Source organism: Streptomyces taklimakanensis, assembly GCF_009709575.1.
Taxonomy (GTDB): Bacteria; Actinomycetota; Actinomycetes; order Streptomycetales; family Streptomycetaceae; genus Streptomyces; species Streptomyces taklimakanensis.
On sequence record NZ_WIXO01000001.1, the window covers coordinates 4,802,247 to 4,821,887 of the forward strand.

Annotated in this window: 19 protein-coding genes; 14 read left to right on the top strand and 5 right to left on the bottom strand. The window is 74.2% G+C overall.

Annotated features, from left to right (window positions below):
* Positions 1-34: 34 nt before the first annotated feature.
* A complete protein-coding gene (locus tag F0L17_RS21105; RefSeq protein WP_155072283.1) occupies positions 35-1,855 on the bottom strand; it encodes a PucR family transcriptional regulator in 1,821 nt (606 codons plus the stop codon).
* Positions 1,856-1,998: 143 nt separating this feature from the next.
* Entirely contained in the window at positions 1,999-2,505 is a 507-nt protein-coding gene (locus tag F0L17_RS21110) for a nuclear transport factor 2 family protein (protein WP_155072284.1), read from the bottom strand.
* A gap of 501 nt (positions 2,506-3,006) precedes the next feature.
* Between F0L17_RS21110 and F0L17_RS21115 the strand changes: the two genes are divergently transcribed.
* The 14 genes from F0L17_RS21115 to F0L17_RS21180 all read left to right on the top strand — a co-directional run bounded on the left by F0L17_RS21115 (position 3,007) and on the right by F0L17_RS21180 (position 17,053).
* Positions 3,007-4,761, top strand: coding sequence for an AMP-binding protein (locus tag F0L17_RS21115; protein ID WP_155072285.1), 1,755 nt, complete (start codon positions 3,007-3,009; stop codon positions 4,759-4,761).
* A gap of 155 nt (positions 4,762-4,916) precedes the next feature.
* The gene (locus F0L17_RS21120; RefSeq protein WP_155072286.1) at positions 4,917-6,305 is read left to right on the top strand and encodes an 8-oxoguanine deaminase; all 1,389 of its coding nucleotides are present in this window, start codon (positions 4,917-4,919) and stop codon (positions 6,303-6,305) included.
* 477 nt (positions 6,306-6,782) lie between these two features.
* A complete protein-coding gene (locus tag F0L17_RS21125; RefSeq protein WP_155072287.1) occupies positions 6,783-7,097 on the top strand; it encodes a DUF5955 family protein in 315 nt (104 codons plus the stop codon).
* Between the two features lie 288 nt (positions 7,098-7,385).
* On the top strand, positions 7,386-8,669 hold the full coding sequence (locus F0L17_RS21130; protein WP_155072288.1) for a cytochrome P450 family protein: 1,284 nt from the start codon (positions 7,386-7,388) through the stop codon (positions 8,667-8,669).
* Positions 8,670-8,945: 276 nt separating this feature from the next.
* The gene (locus F0L17_RS21135; RefSeq protein ID WP_476691284.1) at positions 8,946-9,944 is read left to right on the top strand and encodes a sugar ABC transporter substrate-binding protein; all 999 of its coding nucleotides are present in this window, start codon (positions 8,946-8,948) and stop codon (positions 9,942-9,944) included.
* A complete protein-coding gene (locus tag F0L17_RS21140) occupies positions 9,941-10,981 on the top strand; it encodes an ABC transporter permease (RefSeq protein ID WP_155072289.1) in 1,041 nt (346 codons plus the stop codon). The genes F0L17_RS21135 and F0L17_RS21140 overlap by 4 nt, the downstream gene beginning before the upstream one ends.
* A gap of 14 nt (positions 10,982-10,995) precedes the next feature.
* A complete protein-coding gene (locus F0L17_RS21145) occupies positions 10,996-11,871 on the top strand; it encodes an ATP-binding cassette domain-containing protein (RefSeq protein WP_155073961.1) in 876 nt (291 codons plus the stop codon).
* A 15-nt stretch (positions 11,872-11,886) separates the two neighbouring features.
* Complete coding sequence (locus F0L17_RS21150; protein ID WP_155072290.1) at positions 11,887-13,032, top strand: ROK family glucokinase; 1,146 nt, start codon at positions 11,887-11,889, stop codon at positions 13,030-13,032.
* Positions 13,029-13,589, top strand: coding sequence for a hypothetical protein (locus F0L17_RS21155; RefSeq protein ID WP_162466517.1), 561 nt, complete (start codon positions 13,029-13,031; stop codon positions 13,587-13,589). Before F0L17_RS21150 ends, F0L17_RS21155 begins: the two co-directional genes overlap by 4 nt.
* Before the next feature lie 252 nt (positions 13,590-13,841).
* Complete coding sequence (locus F0L17_RS21160) at positions 13,842-14,180, top strand: peptidoglycan-binding domain-containing protein (RefSeq protein ID WP_338018164.1); 339 nt, start codon at positions 13,842-13,844, stop codon at positions 14,178-14,180.
* Positions 14,181-14,294: 114 nt separating this feature from the next.
* The gene (locus F0L17_RS21165; protein WP_155072291.1) at positions 14,295-14,744 is read left to right on the top strand and encodes a peptidoglycan-binding domain-containing protein; all 450 of its coding nucleotides are present in this window, start codon (positions 14,295-14,297) and stop codon (positions 14,742-14,744) included.
* A gap of 227 nt (positions 14,745-14,971) precedes the next feature.
* The gene (locus F0L17_RS21170; protein WP_155072292.1) at positions 14,972-15,640 is read left to right on the top strand and encodes an MBL fold metallo-hydrolase; all 669 of its coding nucleotides are present in this window, start codon (positions 14,972-14,974) and stop codon (positions 15,638-15,640) included.
* Between the two features lie 126 nt (positions 15,641-15,766).
* Positions 15,767-16,558, top strand: a complete 792-nt coding sequence (locus F0L17_RS21175; protein ID WP_155072293.1) for an exodeoxyribonuclease III — start codon at positions 15,767-15,769, stop codon at positions 16,556-16,558.
* Between the two features lie 51 nt (positions 16,559-16,609).
* Entirely contained in the window at positions 16,610-17,053 is a 444-nt protein-coding gene (locus F0L17_RS21180) for a DUF6278 family protein (protein ID WP_202917902.1), read from the top strand.
* Between the two features lie 86 nt (positions 17,054-17,139).
* Here the strand turns inward: F0L17_RS21180 and F0L17_RS21185 are convergent, their stop codons facing one another.
* The 3 genes from F0L17_RS21185 to F0L17_RS21195 form a co-directional block, all read right to left on the bottom strand.
* Positions 17,140-17,892 (bottom strand): GntR family transcriptional regulator, encoded by a 753-nt coding sequence (locus F0L17_RS21185; RefSeq protein WP_155072295.1) that lies wholly within the window; start codon positions 17,890-17,892, stop codon positions 17,140-17,142.
* Between the two features lie 190 nt (positions 17,893-18,082).
* Positions 18,083-18,673, bottom strand: coding sequence for a hypothetical protein (locus F0L17_RS21190; RefSeq protein WP_155072296.1), 591 nt, complete (start codon positions 18,671-18,673; stop codon positions 18,083-18,085).
* A gap of 107 nt (positions 18,674-18,780) precedes the next feature.
* Positions 18,781-19,551: an SIR2 family NAD-dependent protein deacylase gene (locus tag F0L17_RS21195; RefSeq protein WP_155072297.1), complete on the bottom strand. Its 771-nt coding sequence runs from the start codon at positions 19,549-19,551 to the stop codon at positions 18,781-18,783.
* Positions 19,552-19,641: the final 90 nt, after the last annotated feature.

Here is a 19,641-nt window from a genome sequence, read left to right on the forward strand (position 1 = left end):
CCGGTGGGCCCCGGACGGCGGACCGCGTCCGGGGTCACCCCATCCGCAGGGCCAGGAAGAAGTCGACCTTGTCCTCCAGCCGGGACAGGTCCCGGCCCGTCAACTGCTCGATGCGACCCACCCGGTAGCGCAACGTGTTGACGTGCAGGTGGAGGCGGGCCGCGCAGCGCGTCCAGGAGCCGTCGCAGTCCAGGAAGGCCTCCAGGGTGGGGACCAGTTCGGCGCGGTGGCGACGGTCGTACTCGCGCAGCGGGTCCAACAGCCGGGCGGTGAAGGCGCGGCGCACGTCGTCGGGCACGAACGGCAGCAGCAGCACGTGGGAGGCCAACTCGTCGTGGCCCGCCGCGCACACCCGTCCCGGGCGGGCGGCGGCCACGCGCCGGGCGTGGCGGGCCTCCTCCAGGGCGCCGTGCAGCCCCTCGGCGGAGTGGACGGCGGCGCTGACGCCCAGGGTCAACCGGCCGCCGGCACCGGCCTCCGGCCCGTCGGCCCCCTCGGCGCCGCCCAGTCCGCGCTCCAGCGGGGAGCGCAGGGCACGCAGCAGGGCGGCGGCGTCCAACGCGCCGCCCCCGGCGGTGCCGTCGGCCGCCTCGCCGCCCCCGGTGCCTCCGGCGCCCCCGCCGTCCGCGGGAGCCCCGTCCTCGGTCCGGGGCGGTTCCGCGCTCCCGGCGACGGCCGGGAGCGGGACGAGCGCCACGGCCTCGCCGTCCACCGCCGCCACCGCGACCCGGTCCCCCGGCTGCTCCCGGTCGCCGCCGGTCGCGGTCCCGTCCCCGGCGGCGATCGACAGCTCCTCCAACAGCGCCCCCGCCGCGCGGGCCCGTTCGGCCTCGGTGCCGCCCCGACCGTCCTCCCACTCCAGCCGGGCGACGACCACCTGCCACAGCGGCGCGGTGCCGAGCCCGGGGAGCAACACGGGAGCGGTGACCCGCAGCCGGGCGGCGATCTCCGCCGCCGGGGCCCCGGCGCGGACCAGTTCCAGGACTTCCCGGGCGAGCCGGCGCGCCACCGTGCGGGAGGCGTCCCGGCGGTCCCGCTCGACCGCGATCAGTTGGGTGACGCCGTGCAGCAGGTCCAGCCGCTCGGCCGGCCAGTCGTCCGTGTCGGCCTCGACGGCCAGCAGCCAGCCGGGCAACGCCGCCAGCACGGCACGCCGCGGGTCCCGTCCCTCCTCGTCGTCCCCCGGGCCGGCCGGCACCGGGAACAGCGAGTGGACGGTCCCGTCCACCTCCACGCGGTGCGGCCCGTCGCGTCCGGCCCGCACCGCCGCCAGGTACTCGCCCGCCAGTACGGCGCGCACCGGGGCGGAGGGGCGGCCGGCCTCCGGGCCCGCGACCGGGCGACCGGTGGCGGACAGCACCCACGCCCGCAGGTCCAGGTCGGAGCCCAACAGGTCCAGCACCGCGTCCGGCCCACCGCCCGTCGGCCCGGAGGACATCAGCCGGCGGTGTCGTTCCACCACGGCGGCCAGGTCGCCGGCGCGCTCGCCGGAGACCTGGCGCACCACGTGCTCGGTGATGGTGGCGAAGGCGACGTCCTCGTCCACCGAGAACAGCGGCAGTCGGTGCCGCGCGCAGGCCGCCACCAGGTCGTCGGGGACCGGACCCAGCTCCGCCTCGCCGGCCGCCAGTCCGGCGACACCGGCGGAGGTGAGGATGCGGACGAACGGCTCGGAGTCCTCGGGGGAGCGGCGCCAGGCCAGCCCGGTGAGGACCAGCTCGCCGCCCGACAGGTAGCGGCTGGGGTCGCGCAGGTCGGTGGTCATCACGCCCCGCACCGGCCGGTCCAGCTCCTCCGCGCCGCTCAGCAGGCGAAGCCCGAGGGATCCCGTCTCCAGCAGCGCGCGCAACCGCATTCTCGTCGTCCGCCGATCTCTCGTACCACTCGTGGGGCGCGGGGACGGGCCCCGGACCTTGTTCGAATCTACAAGACCGGCGGGCGGGGCCGACGGGCGCTCGCCGCCGTCCGGCCCTCCCGCTCCGGACGGCGGCGGACCGATCAGCGGGCCCCGCCGTCCCCTCCTTCCAGCATGTCGGCCCAACCGCCCTGGATCATCGTCTGGAAGGCCCAGGTGTCGCCCCTGCGCACCAGGACGTCGGCGTAGTTCAGCCGGTGCTCCTCACCGTCCCCGGTGGTCATCGTGGCCTCGGTGAAGACGACGGCGATGCGGGGGGTGAGGAAGAACGGGGTGCGGGTCGACTCGAACCGCAGCTCCCCGCCGGTCCCGCCGGCCGTGTCGCCCCCGCCGCTCGCGCCACCCATCACCGCGCGCATCGTCCGCACGTACTCCGCGCGGTCCCACTGTCCGGTCCAACCGTCGCCGCCGGAGCCGTCGGTCACCAGGTTGAGCGGGAAGACGGCCAGATCGGCCATGCGCTCGACGCCCTCGTCCGTGGGTTCGGCGGCGAGCGCGTCATAGGTCTCGAACCACTTCCGGAGGCCCTCCAGGTCCTCCTCGGTGGGGGCGTAGCCGGTCAGGGCCTCGGCGATCTCGCTGCGCTGCATGGCCGCTCCTCGGTAGACAAGTTTGACTAGCGGGAGCCAGGGTAACCCGAACCGTCGATTGGTCAAAATTGACCAGTGGACACGTCCGTCACGCGGACGCGGAGCGAACGAGGGCCGCAACAGTCCTCGACGACTCCTACGGTGGGCCCATGACACGGGCCCTGGGCCTCCGCGAGCTCGGCCGGGCCACCCTCGCCCGGCAACCGCTGCCGCGCCGCGAGCGTCGAGACGCCGCCGCCCTGTCGGCCTTCCACGCCCCGGACGCCGACCACGACCTCGACCGGGAGACGGACGGCGCCCACTCGGAAGTGACCGGGCACGAACCGACCCGACCGGTCCCGCACGTCCTTCGCCTCCCCCGAACGGACGGCCCTCCGCACCGCCCGGACCCTTCCCCCGCCGGGCCTCGGGGTGATGGGATCGGTGCACAGGTCACACGAGTCACACAAGGTCGCGCGGGACCGTACGACGGGGTGCGGTTCCGAGCGGCGAGGAGGACGCATGACGGCACCCGCCACTTCGGACGCCACGTCGGCCCCCACCCCGACCGAGGCCTTCCGCGCCGCGCGCGACGTCCTGCTGCGGCACCGCGAGGACCTCGCGGCGGCCCGCGCGGAGTTCCGGTGGCCCCGGCCCGAGCACTTCAACTGGGCACTGGACTGGTTCGACCCGCTGGCGGAGGGCAACGACCGAACGGCCCTGCACATCGCGGAGGAGGACGGCGGCGAACTGCGCGTCTCCTTCGAGGAGATGCGCGTCCGCTCCAACCGGGTCGCCAACCGACTGCGCGAGACGGGTGTACGGGCGGGCGACCGGGTCCTCGTCATGCTGGGCAACCAGGTCGAACTGTGGGAGACGCTGCTGGCCGCGATGAAGCTGCGGGCCGTCGTCGTCCCCGCCACCCCGCTGCTGGGCCCCGCCGACCTGGTCGACCGCGTCGAGCGCGGGCGGATCGCGCACGTGATCGTGCGGGCCGCCGACGCGGCCAAGTTCGACGCGGTGCCCGGCGACTACACCCGCACGATCGTCGGGGGGACCGGTGACGCGGCGTCGGGCCGGCCGGCGTCGGGCCGGCTGGAGTACGCCGACGCGTACGGGGCGCCGGCGGAGTTCGTGCCGGACGGGCCGACCCGCGCCGACGACACCCTGCTGCTCTACTTCACCTCCGGCACCACCGCCCGGCCCAAACTCGTCGAGCACACCCACGCCTCGTACCCGATCGGGCACCTGTCGACGATGTACTGGATCGGCCTGCGGCCCGGCGACACCCACCTCAACATCTCCTCGCCGGGCTGGGCCAAGCACGCCTGGAGCAGCTTCTTCGCGCCCTGGTCCGCCGGGGCCACGATCTTCGTGCACAACTACACCCGCTTCGACGCCGCCCGGCTGACGGCGGAGATGGACCGGGTGGGCGTGGACACCTTCTGCGCACCGCCGACGGTGTGGCGCATGCTCATCCAGGCCGACCTGACGCGGCTGCGCACTCCACCGCGCGAGGCCGTGGCCGCCGGGGAACCCCTCAACCCCGAGGTCGTCGAGCGGGTGCGCGAGGCGTGGGGGGTGACCGTCCGGGACGGCTTCGGCCAGACCGAGACCACCCTCCAGATCGGCAACTTCCCCGGCGGGACGCCGAAGCCCGGCTCCATGGGGCTGCCCGCCCCCGGCTACGCCGTGGAGCTGGTGGACCCCGTGACCGGCGAGGCCGGGGTGGACGAGGGCGAGATCTGCCTCGACCTGAGCCGGCGTCCCCCGGCGCTGATGGCCGGGTACCACGGCGACCCCGAGCGCACCGCCGAGGCCATGGCCGACGGCTACTACCGCACCGGTGACATCGGCTCCCGCGACGCGGACGGCCGGATCACCTACATCGGGCGAGCCGACGACGTCTTCAAGGCCTCCGACTACAAGATCTCCCCGTTCGAGTTGGAGAGCGCCCTGCTGGAGCACGAGGCGGTCGCCGAGGCCGCCGTCGTGCCCTCGCCCGATCCGGTGCGGCTGGCCGTGCCCAAGGCGTACGTCGTCCTCGCCGACGGCTGGGAGCCGGGCCCGGAGACGGCCGAGGCGATCTTCGCGCACTCGCGCGCCGTCCTGGCGCCCTACAAGCGGGTGCGGGTGATCGAGTTCGCGGAGCTGCCCAAGACCGTCTCCGGCAAGATCCGCCGCGTCGAACTGCGCGAGCACGCGGCGCGTGCCGCCGAGGGCGGGGCGGACGACGGGAGGGGCACGGGCACCGAGTACCGCGAAGGGAGCCGCTGACCGGGCCCGGGTCCGGGACCGATCGGCGGCGGGGCGGGGCGGAGGGGCGATCGATCGCCCCGGACGGGGCACCCGCACCGGGGAGGCCGAAGCCGGGGCCCGACCCGGCTTCGGCCCCCGGACCGCCGCCGAGCACCGAAGGGACGACACCGCCCATGACAGCCCCGTCCGCCGCCCGCACCGTCATCGAGAACTGCGCCGTCGCCACCGTGGACGCGGACGACACCGAGCACGCCCCGGGCCACGTCGTCGTCGCGGGGGAGACGATCGAGTCGGTCGGGGCCGGCCCGGCGCCGGTCGGGCTGCGGAACGTGGTCCGACGGGTGGACGGCACCGGGCACCTGCTCACCCCGGGCCTGGTCAACGCCCACCACCACGTCCACCAGTGGCTCACCCGCGGAATGGCTCGGGACGACGATCTGATCGGCTGGCTGTCCGCCCTCTACCCGGTCTGGACGCACCTCGACGAGGACATGGTGCGCGCCGCCGCCCGGGCCTCCCTGACGGCGCTGGCCCTGGGCGGTGTGACGTGCGCCGCCGACCACCACTACATGTTCCCGCGCGGCTCCGGCGATCCGTTGGGGGCCGTGGTCGGCGCGGCCCGCGAGGTGGGCCTGCGCCTGACCGTCGCGCGCGGCTCGATGGACCTGGGGGAGTCCGGGGGCGGTCTGCCACCGGACGCGGCGGTGGAGTCCACCGACGAGGCGCTGGCGGGCACCGAGCGGGCGATCGACGCGTACCACGACCCCTCCTTCGGGTCGATGCTCCACGTCGCGGTCGCCCCCTCCGCGCCCTTCGCCGTCACCGACGACCTGATGCGCGGCGCGGCCGAGACGGCCCGCCGCAAGGGGGTGCGGTTGCACACCCACGGCCTGGAGACGGCGGACGAGGAGAGGATCTGCCGCGAGCGGTTCGGGACGGGGCCCGTCGAGTACTTCGAGTCCACCGGCTGGCTGGGCGAGGACGTGTGGATGGCGCACGGCGTCCACCTGGACGGCCCCGGTATCGACGCCTTCGCCCGCACCGGCACGGGCGTGGCCCACTGCCCGTCCTCCAACGCCCGGTTGGGCGCGGGACGGGCCCCGGTCCCCGCCCTGCTGGCCGCCGGGGTGCCGGTCGGGCTCGGGGTGGACGGCGCCGCCTCCAACGAGGCCGGGGACCTCCGTGCCGAGCTGCGGAACGCCCTGTTGGTGGCCCGGCTCGGTCCGCGCCGCGCGAAGGCCCTGACGGTCCGCCAGGTGTTGCGCATGGGCACCCGCGACGGGGCGCGGGTGCTGGGGCGTGCCGGGGAGATCGGCTCGTTGGAGCCGGGCCGGCCGGCCGATCTGGTGCTGTGGCGGCTCGACGGACTGGGCCATTCCACGATCGCCGACCCGGTGGCCGCGTTGGTGCTGGGCCCGCCCGCTCCCGTGGCCCTGTCGCTGGTGGGCGGCCGCGTGGTGGTGGAGGACGGCCGGCCTGTCGGGGTGGACGAGGAGACCGTCGCGCGCGAGGCCCGGGAGCAGGCACGACGACTCGCCCGGCTCGCCGGCCGCGAGCACTGAGCCGGGGGCCGGCGGGGATCGGGCGGGGCCGGTGAGGGGGAGAGGCCGGGAAGCGCCCGGAGGATCAACTTCCGGTCATTTTCGGAACGACCCCTTCCGGTGTCGGTCCCCGTCACGCGGACGGCCTCTCCGCCGGCCCCGACCTCCCTGCGGCCACCCCCGACCCCTCCCTCCGGCTTCCCCGGTCCCCACCCGGCGGGCCGGTGGAACAGGAGTCCGAACGGGGTGGGGCACGGGCCGGAGCGCGGAGTCGAATGGCCTGAACCCTGCCCTGAGTTTCGCCCTCCGTGTAGCGCGATGTGCGGAGAGTGGCGTTTACTGTGCGGACCGCTTCCCGACGCGTGGCGTTGGAAGGGGGTTCCCGCCGCGGCGGCCCGACGGAGACGGGCGGCCGATAGGAATGTGACGGGGGCCGCGGGACGGCGGGCACCACGACGGGAACGACATCGACACAGCATCCGTGTGGGGGGAGCTGCGTTGCGAAAGGAAGCGACGGAACGCCGAGCGGTCGTGCTCGGCCAGGAGGACCCCCGAGTCCTCGGACTACGGCGGGCCATCACCCGTTTACATCGTGAACTGGCCGGTTATCGTGCGCGGTTGGCCGACCGGCAGATAGCCGAAGAGGAGCTGGCCGCCGTGGAGACGATGGCCCGGGAGGGCGTCCCCGAGGTCGCACGACTCCGTGGATCGTTGCTGTTGATTGCCGGAGCGATCGGTTCCGTGAGCGCGCTCTCCGAGGCGTTGACCGAGGTGCGCAAGGCGGTCGAGCTGTTCGGTGCCCCGCCGGGCTGAGCGGTTTCCGACGGGTGGCGCGTCGGGCGCGAAGGGGCGCGCCACGGGTGCGCGGCACGGAGCGGCGCACGCCGCCGCCGGCGCGGCGGCGGGCGTGAGCCGGGCGGGTGTCGGCCGGCGGCATCGGGGGCCGCACGGCCTCCGTCCGGCAGGGGAAGGCGCGCCAACTGACGGCTCCGGCAGGGCCGCTGACCCGGTGTCGGGGCAGGACCCGCCCTGTTCCGGGCACCGCCCGGCGGCCTAGGATTCGATCGCTGAGGGTCCGGCGAGGTGAAGGGGAGACGTGGGATGAGCACCAGCGCACCGGAGAGCGGGACGACGGGCGGACCGGCCGGCGTCCCCGGCGGCGGCTCCGAACCCGTCGAACCCGTCGAACCCGTCGAACCCGTCGAACCCGTCGATCTGGTCGCCCTCGGCGAGGACTTCGTCCGCGACCCCTACCCCTTCTACGCCGAACTGCGCGCCCGCGGCCCGGTCCACCGGGTGCGCGCCCCCGAGTGGCCCGACGCGTGGCTGGTCGTCGGGTACGAGGAGGCACGGGCCGCCCTGGCCGATCCGCGGCTGTCCAAGCAGTGGGCGAACGCCTCGCCGGACCTGGGCGTGGAGACGGTGGCCTCCGGGGTCAGCATGCTCAGCACCGACCCGCCGCACCACACCCGGCTGCGCAAGCTCGTCGCCCGTGAGTTCACCTCGCGCCGCGTGGAGTCCCTCGCCCCCCGGGTGCGGGAGATCGCCGACCGCCTGCTGGACGAGATGCTCCGCGCCCCCGACCGACGGGCCGACCTGGTCGACGCCTACGCCTTCCCGCTGCCCATCACGGTCATCTGCGAGCTGCTGGGCGTTCCCTTCCTGGACCAGGACGCCTTCCGCGCCTGGACGGCCGCCCTCGTCGGCGACGCGCCCTTCGAGGAGAAGAAGGCCGCCAGGACCGCCGTCACCGAGTACCTCGTCGAACTGTTGGAGGAGAAGCGCGGACGGCCGGGCGAGGACCTGATGAGCGCCCTGCTGCACACCGCCGACGAGGACGGGGACCGACTGTCGGCCGAGGAGCTGCTGGGCATGGCCTGGCTGCTGCTCGTCGCCGGTCACGAGACCACCGTCAACCTCATCGCCAACGGCACCCTCGCCCTGCTCACCCACCCCGGCCAGCTGGAGCTGCTGCGCTCGGACCCCTCCCTCGCCGAGGGGGCCGTCGAGGAGATGCTGCGCTACGACGGCCCGGTCGAGACGCCCACCCACCGCTTCGCCACCGAGCCCGTCGAGATCGGCGGAACGGTGATCCCCCGGGGGGCGCTGGTGCTGCCCGTCCTCGCCGACGCCGACCGCGACCCGTCCCGCTTCCCGGAGGCGGACCGCTTCGACATCCGTCGCGACGCGCGCGGGCACATCGCCTTCGGGCACGGCGTCCACTACTGCCTGGGCGCCCCGCTGGCCCGGCTGGAGGGGCGCATCGCCATCGGCGCCCTTCTGGAACGGCTGCCGGACCTCGCCCTGGACGCGCACCCCGCGGCCCTCGCCTGGCGGCCGGGGCTGCTCATCCGCGGCCCGCGGCGCCTGCCGGTCCGCTTCTGACCCGAGGCCCGCCGCCCCGGGCCCGACCCCGTCCGACCTCCCGTCGGGCCCGGCCGCCGACGGCCGTCCCGCACCCCGTCCCGCACTCCGTCCCGACCCGTCCCGGACCCGCGCGGAACGTCCCCGGGGGCACCCCCGGTGCCCCCGCGAGCTGCGGTGACGGATACTTGTGCGTCCGGGGCCGGAACACATCCGCGCCCCGGACGCATGAGACAGGACAGTCGTCGGTGAGAGGGCGGATACCGCGTGGTCACGGCAGGAGGAACCCGTACGGGCGTGCGGAGGGGTGTGCGCAGGACGGGCGCGGTGCTGGTGGCGGCCCTCGTCCTCGTGCTGACCGCGTGCAGCAGCACGGGCGGCAAACGGGCCGAGGAGGAGCGCGAGCGCGCCGGTGGCCGGGCGGCCGTGGACACCCCGCGCTGGACGTTCGCGATGGTCACCCACTCCGGGGACGGCGACACCTACTGGGACATCGTCCAGAGCGGCGCCGAGCAGGCCGCGGTCAAGGACAACGTGGAGTTCCTCTACTCCCACGACGACGAGGCGGGCCGCCAGGCCCAGCTCGTCCAGACGGCCATCGACCAGAAGGTGGACGGCCTGATCGTCACCCTGGCCAAGCCCGAGGCCATGGAGGCGGCGGTGCGCAAGGCCGTGGAGGCCGGGATACCGGTGGTCACGATCAACTCCGGCCAGGACCACTCGACCGAGTTCGGCGCCCTCGCCCACATCGGCCAGGACGAGGCCGTCGCCGGTGAGGTTGTCGGCCGGGAGCTGGAGGCGCGCGGCCACTCCAAGGCCCTGTGCGTGCTCCACGAGCAGGGCAACGTCGGCCACGAGGAGCGCTGCGCGGGAGTGCGCGAGGGCTTCGGGGGCGAGGTCGAGAACCTCTACGTGGACGGCACCAACATGCCCGGCGTGGAGTCCTCGATCGAGGCCAGGATCCAGTCCGACCCGGACGTCGACACCGTCGTCACCCTCGGCGCGCCCTTCGCCCCCACCGCCGCCAAGGCGGTGAGGCAGGCCGGCGGCGACGCCGAGGTCAACACCTTCGACCTCAACGCCCAGGTCGCCCGCGGTCTGAAGGACGGCACCATCGGCTTCGCCGTCGACCAGCAGCCCTACCTCCAGGGCTACGAGGCCGTCGACCTGCTCTGGCTCCACCTGTACAACGGCAACATGCTCGGCGGCGGACAGCCGGTCCTCACCGGCCCACAGCTGGTCACCCAGGACGACGCCGCCGACCTGGAGAAGTACACCGACCGGGGGACCCGATGAGCGTCACCCCCGCGGCCCTGTCGAGGAACACCACCGTCCGCGGCCCGGTCACGCGGCGCCTGCTCACCCGTCCCGAGCTGGGCGCCGTGGTGGGGGCCCTGGCCGTGTTCGTCTTCTTCGCCGTGGCCGCCGAAAGCTTTCTGCGCGCCTCCAGCCTGGGCACCGTCCTGTACGCCTCCTCCACCATCGGCATCATGGCCGTCCCCGTGGCACTGCTGATGATCGGCGGCGAGTTCGACCTGTCGGCGGGCGTCATGGTCACCAGCTCCGCCCTGGCGTCCTCGATGTTCAGCTACCAGATGACGGCGAACGTGTGGGTGGGCGTGGCGGTGTCGCTGCTGGTCACCCTCGCCATCGGTTTCTTCAACGGCTGGATGCTCACCCGCACCCGACTGCCGAGCTTCATCATCACCCTGGGCACCTTCCTGATGCTCACCGGCCTCAACCTGGGCCTGACCAAGCTGATCAGCGAGACGGTCTCCACCAAGGCCATCGGCGACATGGAGGGCTTCCCCGCCGCGCGCGCGGTCTTCGCCTCCCACCTGACCGTGGGCGACGTACGGCTCCAGATCACCATCGTGTGGTGGCTGGTACTGATCGCCGTCGCCACCTGGATCCTGCTGCGGACCAGGGCGGGCAACTGGATACACGCCGTGGGCGGCAACCCCGACGCCGCCCGCGCGGTGGGCGTCCCCGTGGACCGGGTCCGCATCGGCCTCTACATGGGCGTGGCCCTGGGAGCCTGGATTTCCGGCCAGCACCTGCTGTTCAACTACGACGTCGTGCAGTCCGGCGAGGGCGTGGGCAACGAGCTGATCTACATCGCCGCCGCCGTCATCGGCGGCTGTCTGCTCACCGGTGGGCACGGCTCGGCGGCCGGTGCCGCCGTCGGCGCCCTGATCTTCGGCATGACCAGCAAGGGCATCGTCTACGCCCAGTGGAACCCGGACTGGTTCAAGTTCTTCCTCGGGGCGATGCTGCTGCTCGCCACGTTGCTCAACGCATGGATCCGCAAGAGGGCGGAGGCTCCGTCGTGACCAGGGAAAACCGGATGCCGGACGAGGCGCTCGACAAACCGGCCGAGACGGCCGAGACGGCCGGGTCGGCGGGGGCGTCCGACGCGCCGCCCCCACTGGTCGAGCTGGTCGACGTCGGCAAGAACTACGGCAACGTCCGCGCCCTCGACGGGGTCTCCCTCACCGTCCACCCCGGTGAGATCACCTGTGTGCTCGGCGACAACGGTGCCGGCAAGTCCACCCTCATCAAGATCGTCTCCGGACTGCACCGGCACGACGGCGGCACCTTCCGCATCGACGGCGAGGAGGTCCGCCTCACCTCGCCCCGCCAGGCCCTCGACCGCGGCATCGCCACCGTCTACCAGGACCTGGCCGTCGTCCCGCTGATGCCGGTGTGGCGGAACTTCTTCCTCGGCTCCGAGCCCACGCTCGGCCGCGGCCCCTTCCGCCGCCTGGACGCCGCCGCCATGCGCCGCACCACCCGCGAGGCGCTGCTGCGCATGGGCATCCGCCTGCGCGACGTCGACCAGCCCATCGGCACCCTCTCCGGCGGCGAACGCCAGTCGGTGGCCATCGCCCGGGCCGTCCACTTCGGCGCCCGGGTGCTGGTCCTGGACGAGCCGACCGCCGCGCTCGGCGTCAAGCAGGCCGGGGTGGTCCTGCGGTACGTCGCCGCGGCCCGCGACCGGGGCCTGGGCGTCGTCCTGATCACCCACAACCCCCACCACGCCCACCTCGTCGGCGACCGGTTCGTCCTGCTCAAGCGCGGCACCATGGCCGGCAGCCACCTCCGCGACCGCATCACCCTGGAGGAGCTGACCCGCCAGATGGCCGGCGGCAGCGAACTGGAACAGCTCGGTCACGAACTGGCCCGCACCCCGGCGACGGGACCGGGCGACGACACCGCGTAAGGCACAATCGACCCGATGAGTACCTACCGCGACCGGGCGCACCGGGGCACAGCCAGGGCGACGGTGCTCAGGACCGTCGCCACCCGCGAACGGCGCTCGTACGTCTCCGCGCCACGGGTGCCCACGGTGGGCATCGACATCGGCGGTACGAAGGTGATGGCGGGCGTCGTCGACGCCGACGGCAACATCCTGGAGAAGGTCCGCGCCGAGACGCCCGACAAGTCCAAGAGCCCCAAGGTGGTCGAGGACACCATCGCCGAACTGGTCCTGGACCTCTCCGACCGCCACGACGTGCACGCCGTCGGCATCGGGGCGGCCGGCTGGGTGGACGCCGACCGCTCCCGGGTGCTGTTCGCCCCCCACCTGGCCTGGCGCGACGAGCCGCTGCGCGACGCCCTGACCACCCGTCTCGCCGTCCCCGTCATGGTCGACAACGACGCCAACACCGCCGCCTGGGGCGAGTGGCGCTTCGGTGCCGGCCGGGGCGAGGACCACCTGGTGATGATCACCCTGGGCACCGGCATCGGCGGCGCCATACTGGAGAACGGGCAGGTCAAACGCGGCAAGTACGGAGTCGCCGGGGAGTTCGGCCACATGCAGGTCGTTCCCGGCGGGCACCGCTGCCCCTGCGGCAACCGCGGCTGCTGGGAGCAGTACAGCTCCGGCAACGCCCTGGTCCGCGAGGCCCGCGAGCTGGCCGCCGCCGAGTCGCCCGTCGCCTACGGGATCATCGACCGGGTCGACGGCCGCGTACCCGACATCACCGGCCCGCTGATCACCGAGCTCGCCCGGGAGGGCGACGCGATGTGCACCGAGCTCCTCCAGGAGATCGGCCAGTGGCTCGGGGTCGGCATCGCCAATCTGGCCGCAGCCCTGGACCCCTCCTGCTTCGTCGTCGGCGGCGGGGTCAGCGCCGCCGACGAACTCCTCATCGGACCGGCCCGGGACGCCTTCCGCCGCCACCTCACCGGCCGCGGCTACCGTCCCGAGGCCCGTATCGTCCGCGCCCAGCTCGGCCCGGAGGCCGGCATGGTCGGCGCCGCCGACCTCGCCCGGCTGGTCGCCCGCCGCTTCCGCCGCGCCAACCGGCGCCGCGTGGAACGCTACGAGCGCGCCGGTGTCAGCCTGCTGCCGCCGCGCGGCTGGGGGGTCGGGCGGTGACCTCCACACCTCTCCTCCCGCCGTGGCCCGACCGCCCGCCGCACCGCCCCAAGCACCGTTGGCTGGCCGCGATCGTGGTGGTGCTGCTGATCGCCGTCCCGGCGGGTTACCTGGTGCTCTCCGCCCACCAGAGCCGCGACAGCGGCCGGGACAAGCAGCGGGCCGCCGCCGCCACCGGACTGGTGTGGCAGTGGCCCAGCAAGCTGGAGCGCCGGATCTACGAGGTGCCCGTTCCCAGCGGGTCGAGCCACGTCGCGCACTACGAGTCCAACAGTTGGGGGCGCAGCTCGTTCTACGTGCAGTTCCGCACCTCGTCGCGGGGACTGGAGACCTTCCTGGAGCAGGCCGGCGGCGATCCGGACGGACTGCGCGAGGGCGGCGCCGGGGTCACCGACCCGCAGGCCGACGCGGTCGGCTGGGACTTCGACCTCCCCGGCCGCCGCTACGCGGGCGCCCGGATCGAGCGCCCCGGCGACCGACCGGACCTGACCGTCACCGTGGACGTCACCAGCCGGGAGAGCCCACGCGTCCACGTGGTCTCCACGGTCGACTTCTGAATCCACCGGGCCGGGCGCCGCGACGACGCGCGGCGCCCGGCCCGGTCGGTTCCGGTCGCCGTGGCGCGGCGCGCTGCGCGGGAATCGTCCCGCCGCTGTCCCCCCGTCCCCCGATGTCCCGGCGACGGTCCCGCCGGCCCAGGTCGGAGGCGTGGGAATCCCAGGGACGCCCGGTGCCTTCCGGGGGCGATCCGGCGGGCCGTACGGTCCTGGTCCGGAAACCACGCCCCGAGGAGGGAAATGCGTAAACGCGTGTCATCCGCCACGGCGACCGGGCTCCGTCGGGGGCGGGGAACGGAGCCCGCGCCACGGATCGGCGCGGGCACGGCCGGGGCTCTCGTCACGCTGGCTGCCGCCTTCGCGATCGGTGCGGGCGGCCTGGCGACCGCGGGCGCCGCGCCGCCCGAGAAGCCGGCGGCGGGCTCCGGGACCGTCGCCTCGCTCGCCGTGGTCAACCTCGGCCTGACCACCACGGAGGCCAAGCGGCTCCAGGGATGGCTGAAGGAACACCACGGCTACACCGGCGCCATCGACGGTATCGCCGGTCCGGAGACCCGGAGAGCGTTCGGGAATTTCCCCTACTACCTCTGACGGGACTGTTCATCCGGCTGCGCGCGACCAATCCGGTGCACCGAACACGGCAATCGCCGGTGACGGGATCCGCCGCGAGCCGTTCCGATTCTCCGCAGACAGAAATGGATCGAAATGCTTCCCAGGATTTCCGCGAGAACACTCGCCGCCCTCACCGCGGTCGTCGGCGTCACCGTCGGCGGCCTGGCGAGCGCGGGCGCAGCAACGGCCGCACCGGCCGGGAAACCCGCTGTGACCGGAGGGTCGGTCGCCCCGCTCGCCGTGGTCAACCTCGGCCTGACCACCACGGAGGCCAAGAAGGTCCAGCGTTGGCTGACGCTGCACTGGGGCTACAGCGGGGCGATCGACGGCCAGTTGGGCACCAACAGCTGGAAGGCGATGCAGCGCTGGCTGAAGGCCCAGTGGGGCTACACCGGCGCGATCGACGGCGTCGTCGGCGGCGGCACGGTCACGGCTCTGCAGTGGATGCTCAAGGCGAACTACGGCTATTCCGGCAGGGTCGACGGAATAGCCGGAGTGGGCACCCAGGCGGCGTTCAAGCGGTTCGCTAACGCCCGTTCCTGACGGACGGCGGCCGAGCGGCGGGCCCTCCCGAGCCCTGCCGCACGGCCTCGGGCGCCCCGCGGCCGTGCGTCGATCCCCGACGGTCGATGCCCGTCGGAGTCCGCCGCCCGACGACGGGTCTCCCCCGGTGAGCCGCGGGGAGACCCTCGTCGGGCCCGGGGCCGGGGCACGGTCGTCCCGGGCGCGCGACCGGGCGTGCCCCGCGCCCCACACAGCACAATGGCCTCATGGAACTCACCAAGAAGGGCCACGCCTGCGTCCGCCTGCACCGCGACGGCCGCACCCTCGTCATCGATCCCGGTGCCTTCAGCGAGGAGGACGCCGCGGTCGGCGCCGACGCGATCCTGGTCACCCACGAGCACCCCGACCACTTCGACGAGGGCCGACTGCGCGCGGCGCTGGAGGCCGACCCCGCCACCGAGGTCTGGACCCTGCGCAGTGTCGCCGAGCGGCTCACCGCGGCCTTTCCCGGACGCGTCCACACCGTCGGCGAGGGGGACGCCTTCACCGCCGCCGGGTTCGAGGTGGAGGTCCACGGACAGTTGCACGCCGTGATCCACCCCGACATCCCGCGCATCACCAACGTCGGCTACGCCGTCGGGCACGACGGCGGCACGGTCTTCCACCCCGGTGACGCGTTGACCGTCCCCGACCGGCCCGTCGACACCCTGCTGCTGCCCGTGCACGCCCCCTGGAGCAAGGTCGCCGAGGTCGTCGACTACCTCCGCGAGGTACGGCCGCGGGTGGCCTACGACGTCCACGACGGACTGCTGTCGGACCTCGCGCACCCCGTCTACGGTCGGCTGCTCGGCCCGGACGGCCCCGGGGTCGGCGGTGCCGAGCACGTGCGGCTGGAACCCGGGCAGCGCGTCGCCCTGCCGACGGCCCGGCCCTGACGGACTCGGCCCGTCACGGCGGTCGGACGGCGGTCGGACGGCGGTCGGACGGCGGTCGGAGGAGCCGGCCGGAGGGAGCGGACCGTCGTCCCCCGACCGTCGGTGCCGGGCGGTAGATTCGCTGCCATGCGTATCGCCACCTGGAACGTCAACTCGATCACCTCCCGGCTGCAGCGCCTGCTGGCCTGGCTGGAGAGCACCGGCACCGACGTGCTGTGCCTACAGGAGCTGAAGTGCGCGGCGGAGGCGTTCCCGACCGAGCCGCTGCGCGAGCTGGGCTACGAGGCGGCCGTCAACGCCGGCGGCCGGTGGAACGGGGTGGCGATCCTCTCCCGGGTCGGTCTGGAGGACCCGGTGGTCGGTCTGCCCGGCGGCCCGGAGTACGAGGGCGTCACCGAGCCCCGCGCGGTGGGCGCCACCTGCGGCGGGGTCCGCCTGTGGTCGGTGTACGTCCCCAACGGGCGCGAGGTGGACCACCCGCACTTCGCGTACAAGCTCCGGTGGTTCGCCGCGCTCAGGGAACTGGTGGTGCGGGAGTCGGGGGAGCGACCCTTCGCCGTCCTGGGCGACTACAACGTCGCGCCCACCGACGAGGACGTGTTCGACCCGGCCGCCTTCGAGGGCGCCACGCACGTCACCCCGGCCGAGCGCCGGGCGCTGGCCGAACTGCGGGACGCGGGCCTGGCCGACGTCGTACCGCGCCCGCTGAAGTACGACCGTCCCTACACCTACTGGGACTACCGCCAACTCGCCTTCCCCAAGAACCGGGGCATGCGCATCGACCTGGTCTACGGCAACCCGGCCTTCGAGGCGACGGTGAGGGACGCCTACGTCGACCGCGAGGAGCGCAAGGGCAAGGGCGCCTCCGACCACGCCCCGGTCGTCGTGGACCTCGACCTCCGACACGGAACCGCGTGACCTCCGCGCGCCTGTGGTGTTCGTCCCGCCCGTGATGTCACGCTGAGGGGTATGAACATCCCCTTCCTGGACAACTGGCGCAAGCGGCACGGCATGTCCCGCGGGGTTGCGGTGATGGAGCACGGCTCCTCGGACGCCGAGGGGGTGGCGCAGTTGCTCTCCGAGTGCGAGCTGCTGCGCGGGCAGGCGCGCTCGGCGGGGATCGAACTGGAGGACACCCCCGAGTCCCTGACCGCCCTCGACCAGTTGATGCCGCTCTGGCGCGACGGCGATCCCGACGTGCTCGCCCGGCTGGGCAACGACGCGGGCCTGTACCTGGGCACGGTCGTCGTCCGCACCGTCCCCGGTGCCCGCTGGCAGGTGTGGCCGAACGGCCGTCCGGTGGTGCGGCTCGCCTCCGGCCGGGAGATCGACGTGGTGACCGCCGGACGCGACTGGGCGTTCGACGGCGCCCCCGAGCTGTCGCAGACGTACGCGGAGGCCTCCGAGGCGTGAGGCCGTGCGCGGCCCCGCTCCCGCCGTGCTCCCCGCTCCCGGCGGGACGGCGGGGACCGGCGGGCGGGGCGGACGGACGTCGGACGTCAGCCGGGGAAGGGGATGCGGTACTCCAGCCGCCAGCGGTCCGCCCGTATCACGATGTCCGAGGTCTCCACGGCCCGGCCGTCCGCCGTGTGGTGCGTGCGCTCGATGACCGTCACGCACTGCCCCGGGGAGCAGCCCAGGGTCTCCGACTCCAGCGAGGTCGCCGGGCGTGAGCCGACCAGCTCGGTCGCCCCCGTCACCCGCACCCCGATGGCCGCGAACCGTTCGCGCACCCCGCGCCGGGCGTACGGGCCGCGCTCGGGGAAGACGACGTCGGTTCCCTCGGTGAGCGCCAACGGTTCCCAGCTGGTGGCGAGCTGGAGCGGGCGGCGGCCGGCCAGGTACTCGTACTGCGTGCACATCACGCGGTCACCGGTGGATATCCCCAGCCGCTCGGCGACACGCGGCGGGGCCGCCGCGGTGGTGGAGGTGGCCTCCCACAGCAGCGGCGTCGACGACCCGCCGGTGCTGATCCGGGCCGCGAACGGGGAGTCCACCGTCTCCCCGGTGCGCAGCAGGCTCCCGATGGGGCTGCGGTCGGTGACGAACACCCCGCGCCCGAACTGGCCCTCCGCGTATCCGGCGGCCTTCAGGACGCGTACCGCCCGGTCCACGGTCTGGTCGCTGGCGGCGTAGGTGCGCTTCAGCTCCGAGCGCGACGGTATCCGGGTGCCCACGGCCAGGAGTCCTTCGTCGATCTGCTGCCGCAGGTCGTCGGCGATCCGTTGGTAGACCGGTCTGCTGTCGCCCATGCGGGACTCCTCTCCGTGCTGCCGCCTGCACCGGGGTACGGGGAGTGGTCTGTCGTACCTAGGCCGGTACCTGGGTCAACAGGGTAGAAGGAAGCCTTCCGATGTGGGGGACACCGCCGGCGACGACACCGCCAACACCGTGGGGACGACCGTGGCCGATCCGGTGAAGTCGCCCGACCGTACCGTGATGTCACCGGCGGGGGGCGCCGGCGGGGCCGGGAGCCTCCGCCTCCGCTCCGGCTCGCCCCCCGGTTTCCCCGGCCCCGCGCCGTGGACGGCCGTCCGTCGCGGACGTGGGGGAGGGCGGCGCGTGCTCCACCGAGCCGCCCTCCATCCGGTGGCGCTCGCCTCCGGTGACGAAGGCGGCCTGGTCCGGGCCCGCGCCGGGGGAGGTGTCCACCCGCGCCCCCGGCGACGGGGAACGGTGGTGGGCCGCCGTGCGCGGGTCCGAGACCGGTCCCCCGACGCGGGACTCCGTCCGCTCGCCGAAGCCCCGGCGGGCCGACTCGGGGGAGGCCACCTGCGCGTGCGCACCGCGGTCCTCGGTCAGGGCGGAGGGTTCCGACAGCGCGAAGACGTCGTCGCGGGAGGCGGCCCCCTCGTCCGTGCCGGCCCGGTGGCCGACCACCAGCGGACACTCGGAGCGGTCCGGCAGTCCGAGGAACCGCTGTTCGCGACGGTGCGCGCGGCGCCACGGGTACGTCCGGCCGAACCAGCCGAGTGACGTGGTGAGTCCGGCCGCCGACACGCCCGGCACGGTCTCGCGCAGGTCGTCGTCCATGGGCCGGAAGCGTAGCGCCGGCGGCGCACCCGCGTTCGGGAGGCGGCGGGGGCACCGCCGAGCGGTGACGTGACGCCCACGCCGAGGCACCGGTTCGGTCCGCCGGGTCAGTCCTTCGGGTCCGCCCCGGCCAGCTCCTCCAGCAGCGCGGGCAGCGCCCGACCGATCGGCTCGTGGATCACCCGCTCGGCCAGCGGGTCGTACGGCGTCGGCTCGGCGTTGACGATCACCAGGCGCGCTCCGTGCTCGGCGGCGATCCCCGCCAACGAGGCGGCGGGCTGCACCTGGAGGCTGGTGCCCACCGCGACGAACACCTCGCAGGCCTTGGCGATGCCCATCGCCTCGCCGAGCACCATCGGGTCCAGCGCCTCGCCGAACATCACGGTGGCCGGTTTCAGGATGCCGCCGCACCGGTGGCACGCCGGGTCCGCGACCCCGGCCCGCACCCGCTCCAGCGCCTCGTCCATGCCCGAACGGGTGTGGCACCGGGTGCAGACCACGGCCCGCGCGGTGCCGTGCAGCTCCAGCACCTTCCGGTCGGGCATCCCGGCCGCCTGGTGCAGCCCGTCCACGTTCTGCGTGATCACCCGCACCGGCACCCCGGACCGCTCCAGCCGCACCACCGCCTCGTGCGCGGCGTTGGGACCGGCCCGCAGCACCTCCCCGTCCAGCCGCATCCGCCAGGAACGGCGGCGGATCTCCGGGTCCGCCATGTAGTACGAGTGGGTGACGAGCTTCTCGGCCTCGGGGTCCTTGCGCCACACCCCGTTCGGACCCCGGTAGTCGGGGATCCCGGAGTCGGTGGAGACGCCCGCGCCGCTGAGGATCGCCACCAGCGGACGCCGCCGGTACCCCTGCTCCGTGCCGTGGGTGCTCATGTTCCGAGCCTACGCAGACCGGTGCCCGGACCACGAGTGAGTTCCCACGGCGGCGGGACCGGGACGGCGGGACCGGGCACGACACCGCGA